Here is a 17,839-nt window from a genome sequence, read left to right as displayed (position 1 = left end):
TGCCGGCTCATCCGGCATTCCAGAACAAACAAAAAAGGAGGAGTGAACATGAAGCGCAGGACTTTATTGCAGGCAACGGTCGCAACCGCCGCCGTTATGCTCAGTGGGCCGGCAATGGCCGATTCCATGGCTGACGCCAAGGCTGTGGTCGAGAAATATGCGTCCAAGGTGAGCGCCTGGGATGGCCCGACGAGCGGCCCCAAGGGCGCCGCCGCCAAGAACATCGTCATTCTTGCCGGCGACATGAAGAACGGCGGCATCCTCGGCGTGGCCAATGGCGTTGAGGAAGCGGCCGGCGCGCTCGGCTGGACGGTCAAGGTGCTCGACGGCGCCGGCTCGATCGGTGGGCGCACCGCGGCTTTCGGCCAGGCCATGGCGCTGAAGCCGGATGGCATTATCATTAACGGCTTTGACGCCGTCGAGCAGAAGCCGGCGATGGAAGCGGCCAAGGCTGCGGGCATTCCGATGGTTTCCTGGCACGCCGCCTCGGCCGTCGGCCCGGTTGCCGACGTCGGCGTGTTCGCCAACGTCACCACCGATGCGATGGAAGTATCGAAGTCCGCGGCCGATTGGGCCTTCGCCGATGCCGGCGGCAAGCCTGGCGTCATCATCTTCACCGACTCCACCTATGCAATCGCCATTGCCAAGGCAGACCGGATGAAAAAGGAGATCGAGGATCTCGGCGGCACGGTGCTGGAATATGTCGATACGCCGATCGCCGAAACCTCTCAGCGCATGCCGCAGCTCACCACGTCGCTGCTGCAGAAGTATGGCGCCAAGTGGACGCATTCTCTCGCGATCAACGACCTTTACTATGACTTCATGGGACCGTCGCTTGCCTCGGCCGGCATTGCCGGTGACGGAAAACCGGTGAACGTCGCGGCCGGTGATGGTTCGGAAAGCGCCTATCAGCGCATCCGCGCCAAGCAGTTCCAGGCCGTCACGGTGGCCGAGCCGCTCAACCTGCAGGGTTGGCAGCTCGTCGATGAATTGAACCGCGCCTTTGCCGGTGCTCCGTGGTCGGGCTATGTGTCGCCGCTGCACGTGGTGACCAGTGAAAATGTCGAATTCGACGGCGGACCGAAGAACAGCTTCGATCCCGATAATGGCTATCGCGATCAATACAAGAAGATCTGGGGCAAATAAACCTTAACGAGGGCGTATCGACCGATTCGCCCTCCCCTTCCCGCATCACCATCGATCCAGCTCCGGCGAGTTTTGGAAAAGAGAACCTATGATCATTCGTTATGCTTTGTTTGAAGGCGAAATCCATCCCGGCAGAGAAGAGGAATTCCGCGCCTTTGTCAGAGAGCGGCTCGTCCCGCTCTGGACGAAATTTCCGGGCGCCGAGGAAATACGTATCCTGGACGGGATGGAGCGCGACGAAGGCGCCCCGGTCTATGCAATGGCCCTGGCGATCCGTTATCCCGATATGGATGCGGTGAGCGCAGCGCTACGCTCCGATGTGCGCTTTGAAAGCCGTGAGGTCACCGGCGAGCTCCTGAAGCTCTTCACCGGCAAGGTGCATCACCACGTATTTCAGGCCAACGAATACCCGCCGACCGCTGCCTGACATCAAGGAATACTGGTGATCAAGCGGCCGGAAAAGCGCCTGCGGACAAGCGTCCCAGGCGCTTTTTCGTGTTTGGCTTCGGCAATCCGACGGATGCCCAATTCGGGCTTCCTGCGCTTTGGGACAATTTTCTATCAGCGGCGTCATTCTTAAACTAAATACTCTATTTATTTTGTAGATAATATCCATCCTGCCGTGCATCGTTCCTGCAGCCATTCTTTGCAGCCACACGGAACCGCAGCATCGCATGAGCAATCATTCCGAATTTCTCTGGTATATTCCGAACGACGTCAGACCCGGGCACCGCGGTGATTCCGCCGTCGACAACCACAACAGCCTCGAAACGCTGACCAGCCACGCGAAAGCGCTGGAAGAGCATGGCTGGAAGGGCGCGCTCATCGGCACCGGCTGGGGCCGGCCCGACACATTCACCGTCGCAGCCTCGCTTGCTGCGCGCACCACCACCTTCGAGCCGCTGATTGCGATCCGGCCGGGTTACTGGCGGCCGGCGAACTTCGCTTCCGCCGCGGCGACGCTCGACCACCTGACGGGCGGCCGGGTGCGGATCAACATCGTCTCGGGCAAGGACAATCTGGCCGCCTATGGCGACAGCGAAGGCGACCAGGCGCATCGCTATGCCAGAACCAAGGAATTCATGCGGCTGGTCCGCCGATTGTGGACAGAGGAAAATGTCACTTCGGCGGGGGATCATTTCCGTGTCGCCGAAGCCACCGTGGTACCGCGGATCGAGGTCCGCGGCGATCGCCGGCACCCTAAGTTCTATTTCGGCGGCGCCTCTGAAGCGGCCGAGCGGGTGGCGGCGACCGAGGCCGATGTTCAGCTTTTCTGGGGCGAACCGCTCGACGGCGTCCGGGAGCGGATCGGGCGGCTCAAGCAACTGAGCCGGGAACTCGACCGCGACCTTCCGCCGCTGGAATTCGGGCTGCGGATAACGACGCTGGTCCGGGACACGACGGACGAGGCCTGGGCCGACGCCGAGGCGAAAGTCGCCGAGATGGCGAAGAACAAAGGCGCCGGCTGGCACGATCACGAGCGTGGGCTCGCCGTCGGCCAGCAGCGGCTGCTCTCCCTTTACGAGCGCGGCGATGTACTTGACGATAATCTCTATACCGCGCCGGGCAAATTCGGCGGCGGCGGAGCCGGCACGACCTGGCTGGTCGGTTCAGCGGAAGACGTCGCCCGCTCGCTGCGCAAATACCAGGATCTCGGCATCACGCATTACGTGCTTTCGGATACGCCTTACCTCTCCGAGATCAAGCGCCAGGGCGATCGGCTTCTGCCGCTGCTGCGTGGCTGACGCCGCAGGGGGCAATGCCATGAGCATGGATGCCAGGTCGCTGCGGCGCATTGGCTGCGGCCGGAATTGTTGCTGACGTAGCGTCGGCGCCAAGCATCGTCCGCGCGCCTGCAGTGCATCCAAATGATTCGCAGTTTCCGTTCGTCGTTCCTCGGATCATTGTCCGAGTGCAAGGCGCCGAGAGGGTTGAGCGCCGGATTTACAACAGCAGATGTCGTAGGTTTCTGCAAAACAACTTGGCATACACTTCCCGCATGGCGTCCGTGTGCAAAATGCCCATAAAGTATACGAAAATAGCAACATACTGGCTCTCCGCCGGCTCCGTTTACACTCTCTAAAATATATTCCCCTAAATTTTTAGGATATCGGAACGACGTTCTCAGGATCGTCAGCTACGCCATGACGGCGGTCCAGGCATCCGAAAATTTTGCATGAAATCGAGGTTGTTCCTTCACGTGCGCTTTCGCGTCTCGGAGCACGGGCTTCGGCCGTTCCGGGTAGGCAGCGCGCATGCGAAGGGGCATGTCCGGCGCGACGAGCCGCGGCCGGGCGCATTCGGGGGTACGGACCGAGGCCGCGCACTTGAATGACATGTGTCGAGCGATCCTGGCGCCCCAGCCACTTTTGACAAACCTCGCCAACGATGGAGAGTGCCAATGAACAGCATTAAGAGTTTCGGGATCGCGGTGCGTCTCACCCTCGGCTTTAGCTTCCTGGTGCTGCTGATGGCCGGCCTGACCATCTATTCGGTCCTAGAGGTTGCGTTGATCAACAGCAATCTTGAAACAATCAACGACGTTAACAGCGTCAAGCAGCGGTTTGCCATCAATTATCGCGGCAGCGTGCACGATCGGGCGATCGCCATTCGCGACGTGACCCTGGTGACCTCGGCGGACGAACGCAAGGCGGCCGAGGCACTGATCGAAAAGCTGGCGGCCACCTATGCCGAGAATGAAAAGCGCATGGCCGACATGGTTGCATCGCCGGCCGGTGCGACGGACCAGGAAAAAGCCATTCTGAACCAGATTGCCGGCATCCAGGCGAAGACCAATCCACTGGTCGCGGAAATCATCGCGCTGCAGGAGAAGGGCGATGGCGACGCGGCCCGCAAGATCCTGCTCGAACAGGCCCGGCCTGCCTTCGTGGAGTGGCTCGGCGCCATCAATAAATTCATCGACTACCAGGAAGCGCTGAACAAATCGATCGGCGGCGAGGTTCGCAGTTCGGCAAGCGGCTTCAAGCCGATAGCGCTGACAGCGCTAGGCATCGCGGCTCTTCTTTCCGTCGTCGCTGCCGCCATCACATCTCGCACGATCGTCGGCCCGCTGGCAAAACTCCAGCTTTCGCTGAAGGCGATGGCGGAAGGCAATCTCGACGGCGATCGTCGTCTCGAGGCGCGGGGTGATGAGATCGGCAAGCTTGCGCGCGCCGTGGCCGGCTTGCGTGACGCTATTTCGGCGAAGGCCGAACGGGAAGCCGATGCGGAAAGCAAGCGAGCGGTCGCGGAACGGCATCGGCTGGAACAGGATGCCGATGAACGCCGCACCCTTGCCGAGCAGACAGACCAGGCTGTCAGCCAGCTCGGCACCGCGTTGCAGGCGCTGGCTGCTGGCGACCTCACGCAGCAGATCGGCATGCCGTTCATTCCGTCCCTGGAAAAGCTCAGGACCGATTTCAATTCCGCGATCGAAAAGCTGCGTGCTGCCATGCAGGAGGTTTCCCACAACGCCAGCGCCATCGCGGCCGGTGCCCAGGAAATCCGCTCCGCTTCAGACGATCTTGCCAAGCGGACCGAACAGCAGGCAGCCTCGGTCGAGGAAACAGCCGCTGCCCTGGAGGAAATCACGACCACGGTTGCCGACTCTAGCAACAGGGCTCAGGAAGCAGGCCAGCTCGTCCGCAAGACGAAGGACAATGCGGAACGCTCGGGCAGCGTCGTGCGCGACGCGGTCGACGCCATGGGCAAGATCGAATCGTCGGCCACCGAGATCGGCAGCATCATCGGCGTCATCGACGAGATCGCCTTCCAGACCAACCTGCTGGCGCTTAATGCCGGCGTTGAAGCCGCCCGCGCCGGTGAAGCCGGCAAGGGCTTTGCCGTCGTCGCCCAGGAAGTCCGCGAACTGGCGCAGCGCTCCGCCAAGGCGGCAAAGGAAATCAAGGAGCTGATCAACGCTTCGAACGGCCATGTCAAAAACGGAGTCGCCCTGGTTGGCGAAACCGGAAGGGCCCTGCAGGAGATTGCGGTACAGGTGCAGCAGGTCGATGGCAATGTCGGCGCCATTGTCGGCGCCTCGCAGGAGCAGGCGACCGGGCTGAAGGAAATCAATACCGCCGTCAACAGGATGGACCAAGGCACGCAACAGAACGCCGCCATGGTGGAGGAAGCCACAGCCGCCGCTCACAAACTCGCCAAGGAAGCCGACGCATTGTTTCAGCTTCTGGGCCAGTTCAACATTGGCGGAGCGGTGGCATCGAGGCGCATATCGCAGCCGGCTCCCGCGGCGCAGCATGCTCAGCCCGTGGCTTCGCCGGCCCGCCAGATGGTTGCCAGAGTGAGCAAGTCGTTCCAGGGGAATGCGACCCAGGGGAACGCAGCATTGGCCGGCGATTGGGAAGAGTTTTAATCACAAATCTCTCTTCAGCCTCCGCTGAAAAGATAAGCGACGAAGGGCAGCGTTTGCTGCCCTTCGTGTTTTTATCTTACGCCCGGGCCGGGACCTTGGCCGGAAGCAGGGCGTTGACCACGACCGCAACGGCGATGTTTGCCGCTAGCGCCAGCAGTCCGGTATAGACGGTAAAGGGTTCACCGCCGAGGCTGATCATATGCAGCGGCTTCCAGCCGGCATCCCAGACGAGGTAGGTGCCGCCGCAGAAGCCGACGAACCAGCCGGCAAGCAGCCCGGGCGCACGGAACCAGTTGGTGTAGAGGCCGAAGACCAGGGCCGGAAGCGTCTGCAGGATCCAGATACCGCCGAGCAGCTGCAGGTCGAGGGCAAACTGCGTCGGCAGGAAAATAATGACGAGAAGTGCCCCGACCTTCACCACAAGCGACGTCACCTTCGCGACCTTGGCTTCGCCCGCATCGCTGACCTTGGGGTCGACATAAGCTTTCCAGAAATTGCGGGTGAAGAGATTGGCCGCGCCGATGCTCATCACCGCCGCTGGCACCAGGGCGCCGATCGCGATCGCCGCAAAGGCGAAGCCGGAGAACCAGCCCGAAAACAGCGTCTTGAACAGGGTCGGAACGACATCATTGGCACTGTCGAGCTTCAGGTTTGCGGCATGGCCCATATAGCCGAGCAGCGCCAGAAGCCCGAGCAGCAGCGTATAGGCGGGCAGCATGATCGCATTCTTGCGAATCGTCTTGCCGCTGTTGGAGGCAAAGATGCCGGTCAGCGTATGCGGATACATGAAGGCCGCGAGTGCCGAACCGAAAGCGAGCGTGGCATAGGCGACATATTGATTGCTGCCGAGCAGCAGGTTGCCGGAACCCTTGGCCTGGAAGGCCGCGTCAGCCGATGCGAAGACATTGGCGTAGCCGCCGAGCTTCGACGGGATGAGCGCCACGGCTGCGATCACCACTATATAAATCATGATGTCCTTGACGAAGGCGATCAGAGCCGGGGCGCGCAGGCCCGCCGAATAGGTGTAGAGCGCCAGCACGATGAAGGCGATCGCCAGCGGCAGCTCGCCGTGCAGTCCGAGCGCCTTCAAGACCGCGGTCATGCCGACGAGCTGGAGGGCGATGTAAGGCATGGTGGCGATGACGCCCGTTGCGGCGACGGCGAGCTCGAGACCGCGCGATCCATACTGGCCGTGAACGACGTCGGCCGCCGTCACATAGCCGAAATCCTTGGCGCGTTTCCACAGGATCGGCATGACCATGAAGACGAAGGGATAGACGACGATCGTATAGGGCAGCGCGAAGAAACCGTAGGCGCCGACGGTATAGACAAGCGCCGGGACGGCGATGACCGTATAGGCGGTATAGAAGTCGCCGCCGACGAGGAACCAGGTGATCCAGGTGCCGAAGTTGCGGCCGCCGAGACCCCATTCATCGATATGGGCGAGCGTCGCGGGCTTACGCCAGCGGCTGGCGACGAAGCCCATGACGGTGACAAGGGCGAAGAAGAAGATGAAGACGGCGAGCGCCGTGCCGTTGATGTCAGTCGTCATGGCGAACGCTCCGATAGGCGATCCAGGTCAGCGTCGCGGTGATCGGCACCCAGAGAAGCTGATACCAGTAGAAGAAGGGGAAGCCGAAAAGCGACGGCTCGCGAAAATTGTAGAACGGCGGCCAGAGCAGACCTATGTACGGAATGATCAGCAGCCATAGCGCTGCCTTGCTACGTGGTTTTTCCATGTCGGAGTACCTTTCAGGCGCCGCGGTCGGCGGTCGCCATGTTCCAGTTGTCGGCGTGGAAGGCAGGTTTGTCAGCCGGCGGCGGCGGCAGGCCCGGTTCGGGTCGCTCGAGCTTTTCCGGCGGATCGGAAGCAGATGTAACGCATGTGAATTCCTCCCAACGGCTTGGCGTTTGGCCAGCCGCGAATGGAGTCCTAGGGCGTCGGTTTTATCCTCACAAGATGGGCGCAGAGCCGAAATACCGGGCTCTACCCAGAAGTGGGTAGGCGCGAATTCGCGTCGATTTTCGAGGCTATGCCATGATCGAGCGCGTAGCGGATGAGGCCTGCGGTGGTGGCGATGCCAAGTTTCTTCTTGAGGTTCTTGCGATGGGTTTCCGCCGTGGCAGAGCTAATCCCGAGCACGTCGGCGATCTCGCGGTTGCTCCGGCCGGCAACGATCAGCCCGAGGATATCGCGTTCGCGCGGCGTCAAGGGATCGCTGCCCTCCTCCGCCCGTTCGCCCATCAGCACGTCGAAGACGCCGGAGGAGAAATAGGTGCCGCCATCCGCGACGGTTTCGATCGCCGCGACGATCTCCTCCGTGGAGACGTCCTTCAGAACATAACCGGCGGCGCCGCGCATGACCGAAGAGGAGATATACTCGCGGCTGTCATGCATGGAGAGCATCACGACGCGGGTCTCAGGAAGTTCGATCCTGAACAGTTCGATCGCATCGATGCCGCTGAGCTTCGGCATGTTGATGTCCATCAGCACCACCTGCGGCTGGATCTGCCGGGCGATATCGAGCCCGGTCTGTGCGAGCCCGGCGGTGCCGGCGACCTCGATATGGTCGAATGTTTCGAGCACGGCTTTCAGCCCGTCCAGCACCAGCGGATGGTTGTCGATCAGCAGCACCCTGATTTTCGGGCGTCCCGTCATGCGGCTTCCGCCTGCTTGCCGGCGGCAAGATTGGCCGATCTCGGCATCATCGCCGTCAGCGTCGTGCCGGCCTCGCTGCTGTTGATGAGCAGTAGGCCCCGGAAGTGCGCCATCCGCTCCTGCATGTTGCGCAGGCCGAGGCCCGAGCCGCCGGATGCGCCATCCTTAGCGCCATCGAAGCCGGTGCCGTTGTCGGAGATGGTCATGCGGGCGCGGCCGCCGTCATTCCAGAGCTTGACCGAAAGCTTCGAGGCGCCCGAATGCCGTTCGGCATTGTTGAAGGCTTCCTGGGCGACGCGATAAAGGGCGGTGCTGGCTTCCGCCTTCAGCATGCCGGCAAAGCCTGAGGCGTCGATCGTCGTCTCGATCCCCGTCCGTTCGGCAAAGTGATGACACAGTGCCTCCAGCGCCGCCGTCAGGCCGAGATCGTCGAGCACGCGCGGGCGCAGATCATGCGAGAGCAGCCGGATTTCCTTAATGGCGCCGTTCAGCGCCTCGACGCCGCGCTCGATAGTCAGCGCCGCCTCGTCGACATTGGTCCTGACCTTGCGGCCGGCGAGATCCATCGCGTAACGCACACCGAGAAGGGTCTGGGAGATGCCGTCATGCAGCTCGCGCGCCAGCCGGGTGCGCTCCTCTTCCTGGGTGTCGATGACCCGCTGCGTCAACTCCTTAAGCCGGCTGTCGGCCATGCGGCGCTCATGAAAGGTCAGCAGCATGCAGGTGGTGAACACGACCAGCACCGCGGGCACGGCGATCAGCGCCACGATGACGAAAGTCCGTCTAATATTGGCGCGCATCACCTTGTTGGCGGCCGCACTCTGGGCGAAGACGTCGTCCAGATAAACGCCGGTTCCCACCACCCAGTGCCATTTGTCGAGACTGACGACAAAGGAGAGCTTGTCGGCGATCTGTCCGGTCGAAGGTTTCTGCCATTTGTATTGGTGCAGGCCGCCGCCCGCCTTTGCCGTGGCGATCAGCTCGGCAATTACCTTGTCGCCATCGGGGTCGGTAAGGTCGAGCCAGTTTTGCCCATGCCGGAAGCTCTGGCGCGGATGGACGATATTGTTGCCGTCATAGTCATAGACGAAGAAATACCCGTCCTTGCCGTAGTCGAGCGAAGTCAGGATTGCCGCGACCTGCCGCTTGGCGGCTTCGTCGTCGGCCCCGGCCTTGTCGTAGATCGTCTGGATGGCGGAGAGGGCAAGATTGGTCAGATTGAGGATCTCGGCTTCCTTGGTCTTCAGCATGTTCTGCTCGAACGTATCGATGCTGTTCTTGGCGAGGTTTGCCGATTGCCAGGTGATGAAGGCCGTGATCGCAAGGATCGAGATGACGAGCGGGACGATCGCCAATGCGATGATCTGGTGTCGTAACGTCAAGGATCGTCCCTCCCGAAATTTGCGCCCGGAATTATGCCCTTTGCCGAAGGCGAGTCCAGCGGCTTCCGGAGCTATTCGAGCGGCACGAACAGGCCGAGCTTGACGTCGCGCAGCACGACATTGGTGTGCATGCGGCGGATCTGCGGATTGTCAGCCATGATCAGGGCGGCGATGTCGTCATAATGCTCGACGTCTCGGGCGGTAACGATCGCGATCAGGTCGACTGCGCCGGTAACGTAATAGACCTGCTGGATATGATCCTGCTTCTCCGCCCAGACGCGGAACTTCGCCAACGCGTCGTAATTGTCCCGCTCGATCTCCATGCCGACGATGAACACCATCGCTGTTCCTGTCGCCTTCCGATCGACGACCGCGACCTCGGCCTTGATGATCCCCTCTTCGCGCAGCCGTTTCAATCGCCGTTGCACTGCCGAGACCGACAGTCCGATCCGTTCGGCGATCGTTTCGGCTTTCAGCTGGCAGTCGCGCTGAATGATATCGAGAATGTCACGGTCAAAACGATCCAGCTGTTCCATTGTCCAGTCCAATTCCAGTTATGGCATTTCATAGTTTCTGCCGCATTCGATGCGTGAGGAAGGTTATTTTGCACAAAATATGCAAAATAGGTGATAATTGCGCGAAAAAACCGCGTTCCTTTATCATTATCCTTTGCAAACTCAGTTCAGCCGGACCTATGTATGTCGGATCAGCCCTTTCCTGCTCTTCGCGTCGAAGATCTCCATAAAAGCTTCGGCTCGCAACAGGTTCTCAAGGGTATCTCGATGGAGGCCCACAAGTCCGACGTGATTTCGATCATCGGCTCGTCGGGCTCCGGCAAGAGCACCTTCCTTCGATGCATCAATTTCCTGGAAACGCCGGATCGCGGCCGCATTGCCGTCAACGGCGAGGACGTCGCGCTGAAAGCCGGTCGCGGCGGGCGGTTGCAGCCGCACAGCTGGCGGCAGATCGAGCGGCTGCGGACCGGGCTCGGCATGGTCTTTCAGAGCTTCAATCTCTGGGCTCATCGCACCGTGCTGGAAAATGTCATCGAGGCGCCGGTGCATGTCATGGGCATTTCCAAGCGCGAGGCGATCGAAAAGGCGGAAGCCCTGCTCCACAAGGTCGGGCTGTTCGACAAGCGCGACGCCTATCCCGCTTTTCTCTCCGGCGGCCAGCAGCAGCGCGCGGCGATTGCGCGGGCACTCTGCATCGACCCCGCCGTCATGCTGTTCGACGAGCCGACATCGGCGCTCGATCCGGAGCTGGTCGGCGAGGTCCTCAAGGTCATTCGCGATCTCGCCGAGGAAGGCCGGACCATGCTGATCGTCACGCATGAAATGCGCTTCGCCCGCGATGTCTCGAGCCGCGTTCTCTTCCTGCATCAGGGGCGGATCGAGGAGGAAGGGCCGCCGGAACAGGTTTTCGGGACGCCGGTCAGCGCCCGCTGCCGGGAGTTCACCCGTCTCAGCGCCCATTGATCCACACCAGCCATCATCGACAACACACGAACCAGGAGAATCCTGCGAATGAAACTGCTCCCCACGCTTTTTGCCGGCGCGGCACTTGCCCTTTCCGCCGTCGCCGCCCAGGCCGAAGTCCGCTTCGGCGTCATGAACGAATCCTATCCGCCCTTCTTCGCCAAGGACGCCTCGGGCGAATGGCACGGATGGGAAATCGACCTGATGAACGCCGTCTGCGCAGAGATGAAGGAGAAATGCTCGATCGTCGACATTTCCTGGGATGGTCTCATTCCGGCTCTTGAGAGCAAGAAATTCGACGTGATCTGGTCGTCGATGTCGAACACGGCGGAACGCTCGAAGGTGATCGACTTCACCGACAAATATTATAACACGCCGAGCACCCTGATCGGTCCCAAGGACCAGAAGCCGGGCGCCACCGCTGAAGATGTGAAGGGCAAGACCATCGGCATTCAGGTGTCGACGATCCAGTCTGAATATTACAAGAAGTATTTTGCCGGCGCTGCCGACGAAAAGACCTACCAGACGCTCGACGAGGCCTTCCAGGATCTGGCCTCCGGCCGTATCGACTACGTCTTCGGCGATTCCCTGGCGCTCGACGCTTTCCTGAAAAGCGACGGCGGCAAGGATTGCTGCGCCAAGATGGGCGATGTCGCCGACGACAAGGAAATTCTCGGAGCCGGCGTTTCGGGCGGTCTGCGCAAGGAAGATACGGAGCTGAAAGCCAAGCTGAATGCGGCGATCGCTGCGGTTCGCGCCAACGGCCAGTATGACGCGATCACCAAGAAATATTTCGACTTCGACATCTACGGCGCGAAGTAAGCAATCCCGACGATGGCGACCGCGCAACAAGGCATTCTGGACCTGCTGTCTCCCTATCCTCCGGGATGGGGCGGCGTTCTCTTGACAGGTGCAGTCTCCACGGTCGCCATCTCGGCCTGCGCCTTTGCGGTCGGCCTGTTGCTCGGCACGGGCGGCGCGCTTGGAAAGCTCTCTGGCAATCGCGCGCTCCGCCTGTTGCTCGATCTCTACACCACTGTCATCCGTGCCGTTCCCGAGCTGATCCTGATCGTCGGCCTCTATTATGCCGGCACCGACGGCCTCAACCGGCTGCTGGCGGCATTGCAGCTGCCGCCGGTCAATGTCAACGGCTTCGTCGCCGCTGTCGCCGTGCTCGGCTTCGTGCAAGGCGCCTATATGACCGAGGTGCTGCGCGGCGCGATCCTTGCCATTCCCGCCGGCCAGATCGAAGCGGCCAAGGCCTTCGGCATGGGACCGATGCTGCGTTTCCGCCGTGTCCTGCTGCCGGCGCTTTTGCCGAACGCGCTGCCGGGCCTTGCCAATCTGTGGATGTCGGTTACCAAGGACAGCGCGCTGGTGGCGGTCGTCGGCTACCAGGAACTGGCGCTCGCCACCCGCCTCGCCGGGGCGAGCACCAAACATTATTTCGTCTTTTTCCTGGCTTCCGCCCTTCTCTATCTCGCCATCACGCTCGCTTCCAACGTCGTCTTCAAACTGATCGAAGGGCGGGTGCGGCGGGGACAGCCGCGTCTTGCCTGAAGAAAGCGCCTCATGAGTTTCGCCTGGATCTTTTCCTATTGGCCGCTTCTTCTGACCGGCGCCTGGCAGACCGTGGCGCTGCTTGTCATATCGGTGGTGTTCGGTTTCGTCCTCGCCATTGGCCTTGCCTTCGCGCAGGTCAGCGGCGGCAGGCTGACGCGGCTTCTCGCTCGCGGCTACTGCACTTTCTTCCGCGGCACACCGCTGCTGATCCAGCTTTGGCTCCTCTATTACGGCGTCGGCTCGCTGCTGCCCATGATCCCCGGCATCCGCCAGAGCCTGTTCTGGCCGATCCTGCGCGAGGGCTTTTTCTTCGCCTCCGTCAGTTTCACGCTGAACTACGCGGCCTATGAGGCCGAGGTGCTGCGCGGTGCGCTGCTTGCGGTTCCCAAGGGCGAGCTCGAAGCCGGCCGGGCTTTTGGCCTCTCGCCGTGGAAGCTGACCCGCCGCATCTGGCTGCCGCGCGCTATTCGCATCGCCCTGCCGACCATTGCCGGCGAGATCGTCATGCAGCTGAAGGCGACGCCGCTCGCCTTCACGGTAACGGTGATGGATCTCTATGCCGTCGCCAACAAGGTTCGCCAGGACACGCTGCTCGTCTACGAACCGCTGATCGTCGTCACCCTCTTCTATCTCGCCCTGACCGCCGTGATCGCCCGCGTCTTTCGAGGTCTCGAAGCGCAGGTGCCGGTTCGCCGTTAGGCCGGCGGAAGCTCGCCGCATTGTTTTGAAAAGCCCGCGCCGGTGACGGCGCGACAGCCTGAATGGAGACTACCTCATGAGCACAACGCGCATTCTCGATGGCGGCATGAGCCGCGAGCTTCTGCGGCTGGGCGCCGAACTGAAGCAGCCGGAATGGTCGGCGCTGGCGCTGATGAATTCGCCTGAGATCGTGCGAGAGGTGCACCAGGAATTCATCGCCGCCGGCTCTGAGATCATCACGACGAACAGCTATGCGCTCGTGCCCTTTCATATCGGCGAAGACCGCTTTCAACAGGAGGGGCCGGCGCTGATCCGCCTCGCAGGTCGCCTTGCGCGTGAGGCTGCCGATGCCGTGACCGACAAGAAGGTGCTGGTTGCCGGCTCGCTGCCGCCGATCTTCGGCTCCTACGAGCCGCAGAATTTCCAGCCTTCCCGGGTGCAGGACTATCTCAAGGTGCTGGTCGAAAACCTCGCTCCCTTCGTCGACCTATGGCTCGGCGAGACATTGAGCCTGATTGCCGAGGGTGAGGCTGTCCGCGAGGCGGTGGCGGCATCGGGCAAGCCGTTCTGGATTTCCTTCACATTGGCGGATGACGAGGCAGATATCGCGAGCGGCGAAGCGAAACTTCGCTCCGGCGAAAGCGTCGAGGACGCGGCGTCCTGGACGGTTTCCTCGGGTGCGGCGGCTTTCCTGTTCAATTGCAGCAAACCGGAGGTCATGCAGGGCGCGGTCGAGACGGCGGCACGCCTGTTCCGGGAGAGGAATGCTCGCATCGAAATCGGCGTCTATGCCAATGCCTTCGAAGGCGAAACCGGCGAGGCAGCCGCCAATGAAGGCCTGCACGATACCCGCGACGACCTGAACGGTGACGCCTATTCGCGCTTTGCCTGCTCCTGGGCCGAAGCGGGTGCCACGATCATCGGCGGCTGCTGCGGCATCGGCACGGCCCATATCCATCGCCTGAGGAAGACGCTCTCAGGCTGACGCGGCAGGCCGGCAACGGGCCGGCTTCACCATGTGCCGATCACTCTACGCCGGCCTCTATTTCCAGCACGTAAGCTTCTGTTTCCTCTGATGAAGAGCCCATCGATAAATAACTTGATTTAGTTGATCAACTTTAATAACTCGATCTCCTATTTTAACTGATGGAAGGTCGTTATGAATTCTAGATCCGTGGCCGGCTGGCTGGCTGCCTCGCTTGTTTCTGTTTCCGCTGTTTTCTTCGCACCGTCCGCCATGGCGGAACAGAAGACGATCACCGATGTGATCGGCCGCGAGGTGAAGGTCGATCTTCCGGCCAAGCGCGTGGTCCTCGGTTTCTATTTCGAGGATTACATGGCCGTCGGCGGCGAGAAGGCTTACGACTCGGTCGTCGGGATTTCCCGCGAAGCCTGGGAGGGTTGGGTTCCGGCGAACTGGAAGATGCATCTTGCCCACCGCGCTTCGATCGGTGACATCGCCGATGTCGGCGAAGTAGAAGCGCAGACCTTTTCCATCGAGAAGGTGTTGAGCCTCAATCCCGACCTCGTCATCCTCGCGGACTGGCAGTACCAGGCGCTCGGCCAGGACGCCCATCGCTTGGAAGAGCACGGGATTCCGGTTGTCGTCGTCGATTACAACGCCCAGACGGTCGAGCGCCATGTCGCTTCGACGCTGCTTTTCGGGCAACTGACCGGCCAGGATGCGCGCGGCAAGGAGATCGCCGATTTCTACGCCGGCGCCCTGAAGGACGTCGCCGACCGCATCGCCGCATCGGGCAAGCCGAAGCCGAAGGTCTATGTCGAATTCGGCAACAAGGGACCGGCGGAATATTCCTTCACCTACGGCAAGAACATGTGGGGCGCCATGTCCACCGCGGCCGGCGGTGACAATATCGCTGCGCCCTTCGTGGAGTGGTGGGGTCCGATCAATCCGGAGCAGGTCCTGGCGTCCAAGCCCGATGCCATCTTCATCTCCGGCCGTGAGAACAACAAGAGCGAGACAGCCCTGCCGATGGGCCAGGGCGTGAAGGCCGACGAGGCCCGCGAAAAGCTCAAGGCGTTCGAAACCCGCCAGGGCTGGAGCGAATTGCCGGCCGTCAAGGACGGCCATCTCTTCGGCGTCTATCAGGGCGCGTCCCGCACGCTCTCGGATTTCGCCATGGTGCAGTACATCGCCAAGCAGCTCTATCCCGAGCAGTTCAAGGACGTCGATCCCGTCGCCGACTACCTCGGCTACTACAAGAAGTACCTGCCGGTGGTTCCGGAAGGCACCTTCGCCATCGCCGTCAAAGGTTGATCCCGATCCGTCTACCTTCTGCGGGCGCCATAGCCATGGCGCTCGTTTCCCGTCGAGACAGGGTTTCCCATGACTGTAACCGGCAGCAATGCCGAAGCGATCGGCGCGCACAGGCTGCGTGAGCGCAGGCGCTGGCGCAACCTTCTGATTTTCGTGCTCCTGATGGCGGTATGCCTCGTTCTGGATATTGCGACGGGTCCGTCGCTGCTGTCGCCGGCCGAAGTGGTGCGCTCGCTGACAGGGCTCGGTGAGCGGGCGGCCATGACGGACGCCATCGTTCGCGGCTTGCGCCTGCCGATGGCGCTGATGGCGCTGGCCGTCGGTGCGGCGCTGGGGGCCGGAGGCGCGCAGATGCAGACGCTTCTGAACAACCCGATGGCGAGCCCTTACACGCTCGGCATGGCGGCGGCTGCAGGGTTCGGCGCAGCACTCGTCCTGGCGCTCGGCGGCTTCGGCCTCGAGGCGATGATCGCCGTGCCGCTCGGCGCTTTCGTCTTCTCCATGCTGGCGGCGCTCTTTCTCTTCACGCTCGCTTCGATGCGCCGCATGACGGCCGAAACCATCATTCTCGGCGGCATCGCCCTTCTGTTTCTGTTCCAGTCGCTTCTATCGCTCATCCAGTTCCTCTCCTCGCCGGAGCTGTCGCAGCAGATATTGTTCTGGCTGTTCGGCAGCCTGACGAAAGCGACCTGGCCGACGCTTGGCCTGACCGCGGCGGTGACGTTCATCTGTTGCACCATGCTGATGGCGGATTCCTGGAAGCTGGCGGCCTTGCGCATGGGCGAGATGCGGGCCGCGAGTCTCGGCGTCAACGTCCGGCTGCTTCGTATGAAGGTCCTCGTCATCGTTGCGGTCATGACCGCGACCGCGACCAGCTTCGTCGGCGTGATCGGCTTCATCGGCCTCGTCGCACCGCACATCGCCCGCATGACGGTCGGCGAGGATCAGCGCTTCTTCTTGCCGATGTCTGTCGTCAGCGGCGCGCTGATGCTGTCGGCGGCCTCGGTCGTCTCGAAGTCGATCATTCCGGGCGCGCTCTTTCCCGTCGGCATCGTCACCGCAATCGTCGGCGTACCGTTCCTGCTGTGGCTGATCTTTTCGCCGAGGAAAGCAGGCGCATGATCCGCCTCGAAAACATCGCCATCGAGCGCGGCGGGCAGAGGATCGTTTCCGGTATCGACACCTGTCTGGAAGCTGGAAAGATCCATGCTGTCATCGGTCCGAACGGCACCGGCAAGACCACGCTTCTGCGCGCCCTCTTCGGCGACCTGCCGCTTGCCGATGGCAGATTCACGCTCGGCCGCGAAAGCCTTTCCGCCGGGCGGACGAGCGCACGGGCGATGAAAACGTGGCGTGAGAGCTTCGCCTATATGCCGCAGGACACCGCCACGGACATCGCGCTCACCGTTCTCGAAGTCGTGGTTCTCGGCCGGCTGGGCCGGCTCTCGCTGCACATCGATGACGAGACGCTCGACATGGCGATGACGCGGCTTTCACAGACCGGCATCGACCATCTCGCCGGCCGCGACATCGCGTCGCTGAGCGGCGGACAAAGGCAGATGGCGCTGTTTGCCCAGGTGCTGATGCGCGAGCCGAAAGTCATGCTGCTGGACGAGCCGGTCAGCGCGCTTGATCTGAAGCATCAGCTTGCCCTGCTCGATCTGGTGCGCCGCGAAACGCGCGCCAATGGCTGGGTTACGATGGTGGTGCTGCACGATCTCAATCTGGCCTGCCAATATGCCGACAATTTGCTGGTGATCGCGAACGGCACGATGAAAGCGAGTGGCCATCCGCAATCGATCGTCACGCCGTCGCTCATCGCGCAGACCTATGGCGTAGAGGTCGAGATATTGCGCGATCGGCGCGGCCAGCCCGTCATTCAGCCGCTGATCGCCGAAAACGCCTGAGGGTGATGCTGACGACCAACGCGGCAGTTCATTTTGCCGTTTTCTGAAGTTCGAGCAGAAGTTCGATAAGCTTCGGCGTGATTACCCTGATTTCTGAAAGATGGACGGCGCAAGCCTCATCAGAAGCTCATCCGCCTTCTCAGTCATGACGAGTCGCCTTCATCGCCGACCTGATGCTGTCGACGGACAAATAGCCGTATCCCGATCGTCGATCCGGCATCGAGCAGGCGATGGGCAGCCTGATTGCTGCAACCGCAATTGCTCACGATCTCAGCCTTGCGACGCGCAACACCAGAGATTTCGAAGGCTTTGGGATCGATCTCGTCGACCCCTGGACCGTGTAGTCCTGGAAGCT

The 17,839-nt window shown here is 61.6% G+C and carries 17 protein-coding genes and 2 pseudogenes; 13 read left to right on the top strand and 6 right to left on the bottom strand.

The genetic code is table 11. The annotated features are described in order from the left end of the window. Positions 1 to 48 precede the first annotated feature (48 nt). The 4 genes from A7X77_RS22945 to A7X77_RS22925 all read left to right on the top strand — a co-directional run bounded on the left by A7X77_RS22945 (position 49) and on the right by A7X77_RS22925 (position 5,518). Entirely contained in the window at positions 49 to 1,146 is a 1,098-nt protein-coding gene (locus tag A7X77_RS22945) for an ABC transporter substrate-binding protein (RefSeq protein WP_064685133.1), read from the top strand. Positions 1,147 to 1,234: 88 nt separating this feature from the next. Next, on the top strand, positions 1,235 to 1,573 hold the full coding sequence (locus tag A7X77_RS22940) for a hypothetical protein (protein WP_064685132.1): 339 nt from the start codon (positions 1,235 to 1,237) through the stop codon (positions 1,571 to 1,573). A gap of 247 nt (positions 1,574 to 1,820) precedes the next feature. Next, the gene (locus A7X77_RS22935; RefSeq protein ID WP_064685131.1) at positions 1,821 to 2,891 is read left to right on the top strand and encodes an LLM class flavin-dependent oxidoreductase; all 1,071 of its coding nucleotides are present in this window, start codon (positions 1,821 to 1,823) and stop codon (positions 2,889 to 2,891) included. A 656-nt stretch (positions 2,892 to 3,547) separates the two neighbouring features. After that, positions 3,548 to 5,518 (top strand): HAMP domain-containing methyl-accepting chemotaxis protein, encoded by a 1,971-nt coding sequence (locus A7X77_RS22925; RefSeq protein WP_064685129.1) that lies wholly within the window; start codon positions 3,548 to 3,550, stop codon positions 5,516 to 5,518. A gap of 76 nt (positions 5,519 to 5,594) precedes the next feature. Here the strand turns inward: A7X77_RS22925 and mctP are convergent, their stop codons facing one another. From mctP to A7X77_RS22900, 5 genes are all read right to left on the bottom strand, one after another. Then, positions 5,595 to 7,070, bottom strand: coding sequence for a sodium:solute symporter family monocarboxylate transporter (gene mctP, locus A7X77_RS22920; protein WP_064685128.1), 1,476 nt, complete (start codon positions 7,068 to 7,070; stop codon positions 5,595 to 5,597). Then, positions 7,060 to 7,257 carry a DUF3311 domain-containing protein gene (locus A7X77_RS22915; RefSeq protein WP_064685127.1) on the bottom strand — a complete coding sequence of 66 codons (198 nt, stop codon included), beginning with the start codon at positions 7,255 to 7,257 and terminating at the stop codon, positions 7,060 to 7,062. The genes mctP and A7X77_RS22915 overlap by 11 nt, the downstream gene beginning before the upstream one ends. 248 nt (positions 7,258 to 7,505) lie before the next feature. Then, the gene (locus A7X77_RS22910; RefSeq protein WP_064685126.1) at positions 7,506 to 8,177 is read right to left on the bottom strand and encodes a response regulator; all 672 of its coding nucleotides are present in this window, start codon (positions 8,175 to 8,177) and stop codon (positions 7,506 to 7,508) included. Further along, the gene (locus A7X77_RS22905) at positions 8,174 to 9,559 is read right to left on the bottom strand and encodes a cache domain-containing protein (protein ID WP_064685125.1); all 1,386 of its coding nucleotides are present in this window, start codon (positions 9,557 to 9,559) and stop codon (positions 8,174 to 8,176) included. The genes A7X77_RS22910 and A7X77_RS22905 overlap by 4 nt, the downstream gene beginning before the upstream one ends. A 71-nt stretch (positions 9,560 to 9,630) precedes the next feature. Beyond that, positions 9,631 to 10,095: an Lrp/AsnC family transcriptional regulator gene (locus A7X77_RS22900; protein WP_064685124.1), complete on the bottom strand. Its 465-nt coding sequence runs from the start codon at positions 10,093 to 10,095 to the stop codon at positions 9,631 to 9,633. Between the two features lie 162 nt (positions 10,096 to 10,257). Here A7X77_RS22900 and A7X77_RS22895 point away from each other — a divergent pair, with 162 nt between their 5' ends. The 8 genes from A7X77_RS22895 to A7X77_RS22860 all read left to right on the top strand — a co-directional run bounded on the left by A7X77_RS22895 (position 10,258) and on the right by A7X77_RS22860 (position 17,484). Next, positions 10,258 to 11,037, top strand: a complete 780-nt coding sequence (locus tag A7X77_RS22895; RefSeq protein ID WP_064685123.1) for an ABC transporter ATP-binding protein — start codon at positions 10,258 to 10,260, stop codon at positions 11,035 to 11,037. A gap of 48 nt (positions 11,038 to 11,085) precedes the next feature. Beyond that, on the top strand, positions 11,086 to 11,859 hold the full coding sequence (locus A7X77_RS22890) for a transporter substrate-binding domain-containing protein (RefSeq protein ID WP_064685122.1): 774 nt from the start codon (positions 11,086 to 11,088) through the stop codon (positions 11,857 to 11,859). A 12-nt stretch (positions 11,860 to 11,871) separates the two neighbouring features. Next, a complete protein-coding gene (locus tag A7X77_RS22885; RefSeq protein WP_064685121.1) occupies positions 11,872 to 12,597 on the top strand; it encodes an ABC transporter permease in 726 nt (241 codons plus the stop codon). A 12-nt stretch (positions 12,598 to 12,609) separates the two neighbouring features. After that, positions 12,610 to 13,299 carry an ABC transporter permease gene (locus A7X77_RS22880; protein ID WP_064685120.1) on the top strand — a complete coding sequence of 230 codons (690 nt, stop codon included), beginning with the start codon at positions 12,610 to 12,612 and terminating at the stop codon, positions 13,297 to 13,299. A gap of 76 nt (positions 13,300 to 13,375) precedes the next feature. Then, positions 13,376 to 14,284 (top strand): homocysteine S-methyltransferase family protein, encoded by a 909-nt coding sequence (locus A7X77_RS22875; RefSeq protein ID WP_064685119.1) that lies wholly within the window; start codon positions 13,376 to 13,378, stop codon positions 14,282 to 14,284. 174 nt (positions 14,285 to 14,458) lie between these two features. Further along, the gene (locus A7X77_RS22870; protein ID WP_064685118.1) at positions 14,459 to 15,577 is read left to right on the top strand and encodes an ABC transporter substrate-binding protein; all 1,119 of its coding nucleotides are present in this window, start codon (positions 14,459 to 14,461) and stop codon (positions 15,575 to 15,577) included. Between the two features lie 69 nt (positions 15,578 to 15,646). Continuing rightward, positions 15,647 to 16,699 carry a FecCD family ABC transporter permease gene (locus A7X77_RS22865; protein ID WP_064685117.1) on the top strand — a complete coding sequence of 351 codons (1,053 nt, stop codon included), beginning with the start codon at positions 15,647 to 15,649 and terminating at the stop codon, positions 16,697 to 16,699. Then, positions 16,696 to 17,484, top strand: coding sequence for an ABC transporter ATP-binding protein (locus A7X77_RS22860; protein WP_064685116.1), 789 nt, complete (start codon positions 16,696 to 16,698; stop codon positions 17,482 to 17,484). The genes A7X77_RS22865 and A7X77_RS22860 overlap by 4 nt, the downstream gene beginning before the upstream one ends. A gap of 28 nt (positions 17,485 to 17,512) precedes the next feature. On the opposite strand, the pseudogene A7X77_RS34085 reads toward A7X77_RS22860, so the two are convergent. Beyond that, positions 17,513 to 17,637, bottom strand: a pseudogene (locus A7X77_RS34085) (MarR family winged helix-turn-helix transcriptional regulator); the annotation flags it as partial. A 74-nt stretch (positions 17,638 to 17,711) separates the two neighbouring features. On the opposite strand from A7X77_RS34085, the pseudogene A7X77_RS33165 reads away from it, so the two are divergent. Continuing rightward, positions 17,712 to 17,828, top strand: a pseudogene (locus A7X77_RS33165) (VapC toxin family PIN domain ribonuclease); the annotation flags it as partial. Between the last annotated feature and the right edge of the window lie 11 nt (positions 17,829 to 17,839).

Source organism: Rhizobium bangladeshense (assembly GCF_001662075.1).
Lineage (GTDB): Bacteria > Pseudomonadota > Alphaproteobacteria > Rhizobiales > Rhizobiaceae > Rhizobium > Rhizobium bangladeshense_B.
The sequence above is the reverse complement of the archived record's forward strand: the minus strand, read 5'-3'. Positions and strand labels throughout refer to the sequence as shown.

Bases quoted from the DNA above. Each gene is read 5' to 3' on its own strand.
- A7X77_RS22945 (WP_064685133.1), top strand. From the start codon at position 49: ATGAAGCGCAGGACTTTATTGCAGGCAACGGTCGCAACCGCCGCCGTT.
- A7X77_RS22940 (WP_064685132.1), top strand. From the start codon at position 1,235: ATGATCATTCGTTATGCTTTGTTTGAAGGCGAAATCCATCCCGGCAGA.
- A7X77_RS22935 (WP_064685131.1), top strand. From the start codon at position 1,821: ATGAGCAATCATTCCGAATTTCTCTGGTATATTCCGAACGACGTCAGA.
- A7X77_RS22925 (WP_064685129.1), top strand. From the start codon at position 3,548: ATGAACAGCATTAAGAGTTTCGGGATCGCGGTGCGTCTCACCCTCGGC.
- mctP (WP_064685128.1), bottom strand. From the start codon at position 7,070: ATGACGACTGACATCAACGGCACGGCGCTCGCCGTCTTCATCTTCTTC.
- A7X77_RS22915 (WP_064685127.1), bottom strand. From the start codon at position 7,257: ATGGAAAAACCACGTAGCAAGGCAGCGCTATGGCTGCTGATCATTCCG.
- A7X77_RS22910 (WP_064685126.1), bottom strand. From the start codon at position 8,177: ATGACGGGACGCCCGAAAATCAGGGTGCTGCTGATCGACAACCATCCG.
- A7X77_RS22900 (WP_064685124.1), bottom strand. From the start codon at position 10,095: ATGGAACAGCTGGATCGTTTTGACCGTGACATTCTCGATATCATTCAG.
- A7X77_RS22895 (WP_064685123.1), top strand. From the start codon at position 10,258: ATGTCGGATCAGCCCTTTCCTGCTCTTCGCGTCGAAGATCTCCATAAA.
- A7X77_RS22890 (WP_064685122.1), top strand. From the start codon at position 11,086: ATGAAACTGCTCCCCACGCTTTTTGCCGGCGCGGCACTTGCCCTTTCC.
- A7X77_RS22885 (WP_064685121.1), top strand. From the start codon at position 11,872: ATGGCGACCGCGCAACAAGGCATTCTGGACCTGCTGTCTCCCTATCCT.
- A7X77_RS22880 (WP_064685120.1), top strand. From the start codon at position 12,610: ATGAGTTTCGCCTGGATCTTTTCCTATTGGCCGCTTCTTCTGACCGGC.
- A7X77_RS22875 (WP_064685119.1), top strand. From the start codon at position 13,376: ATGAGCACAACGCGCATTCTCGATGGCGGCATGAGCCGCGAGCTTCTG.
- A7X77_RS22870 (WP_064685118.1), top strand. From the start codon at position 14,459: ATGAATTCTAGATCCGTGGCCGGCTGGCTGGCTGCCTCGCTTGTTTCT.
- A7X77_RS22865 (WP_064685117.1), top strand. From the start codon at position 15,647: ATGACTGTAACCGGCAGCAATGCCGAAGCGATCGGCGCGCACAGGCTG.
- A7X77_RS22860 (WP_064685116.1), top strand. From the start codon at position 16,696: ATGATCCGCCTCGAAAACATCGCCATCGAGCGCGGCGGGCAGAGGATC.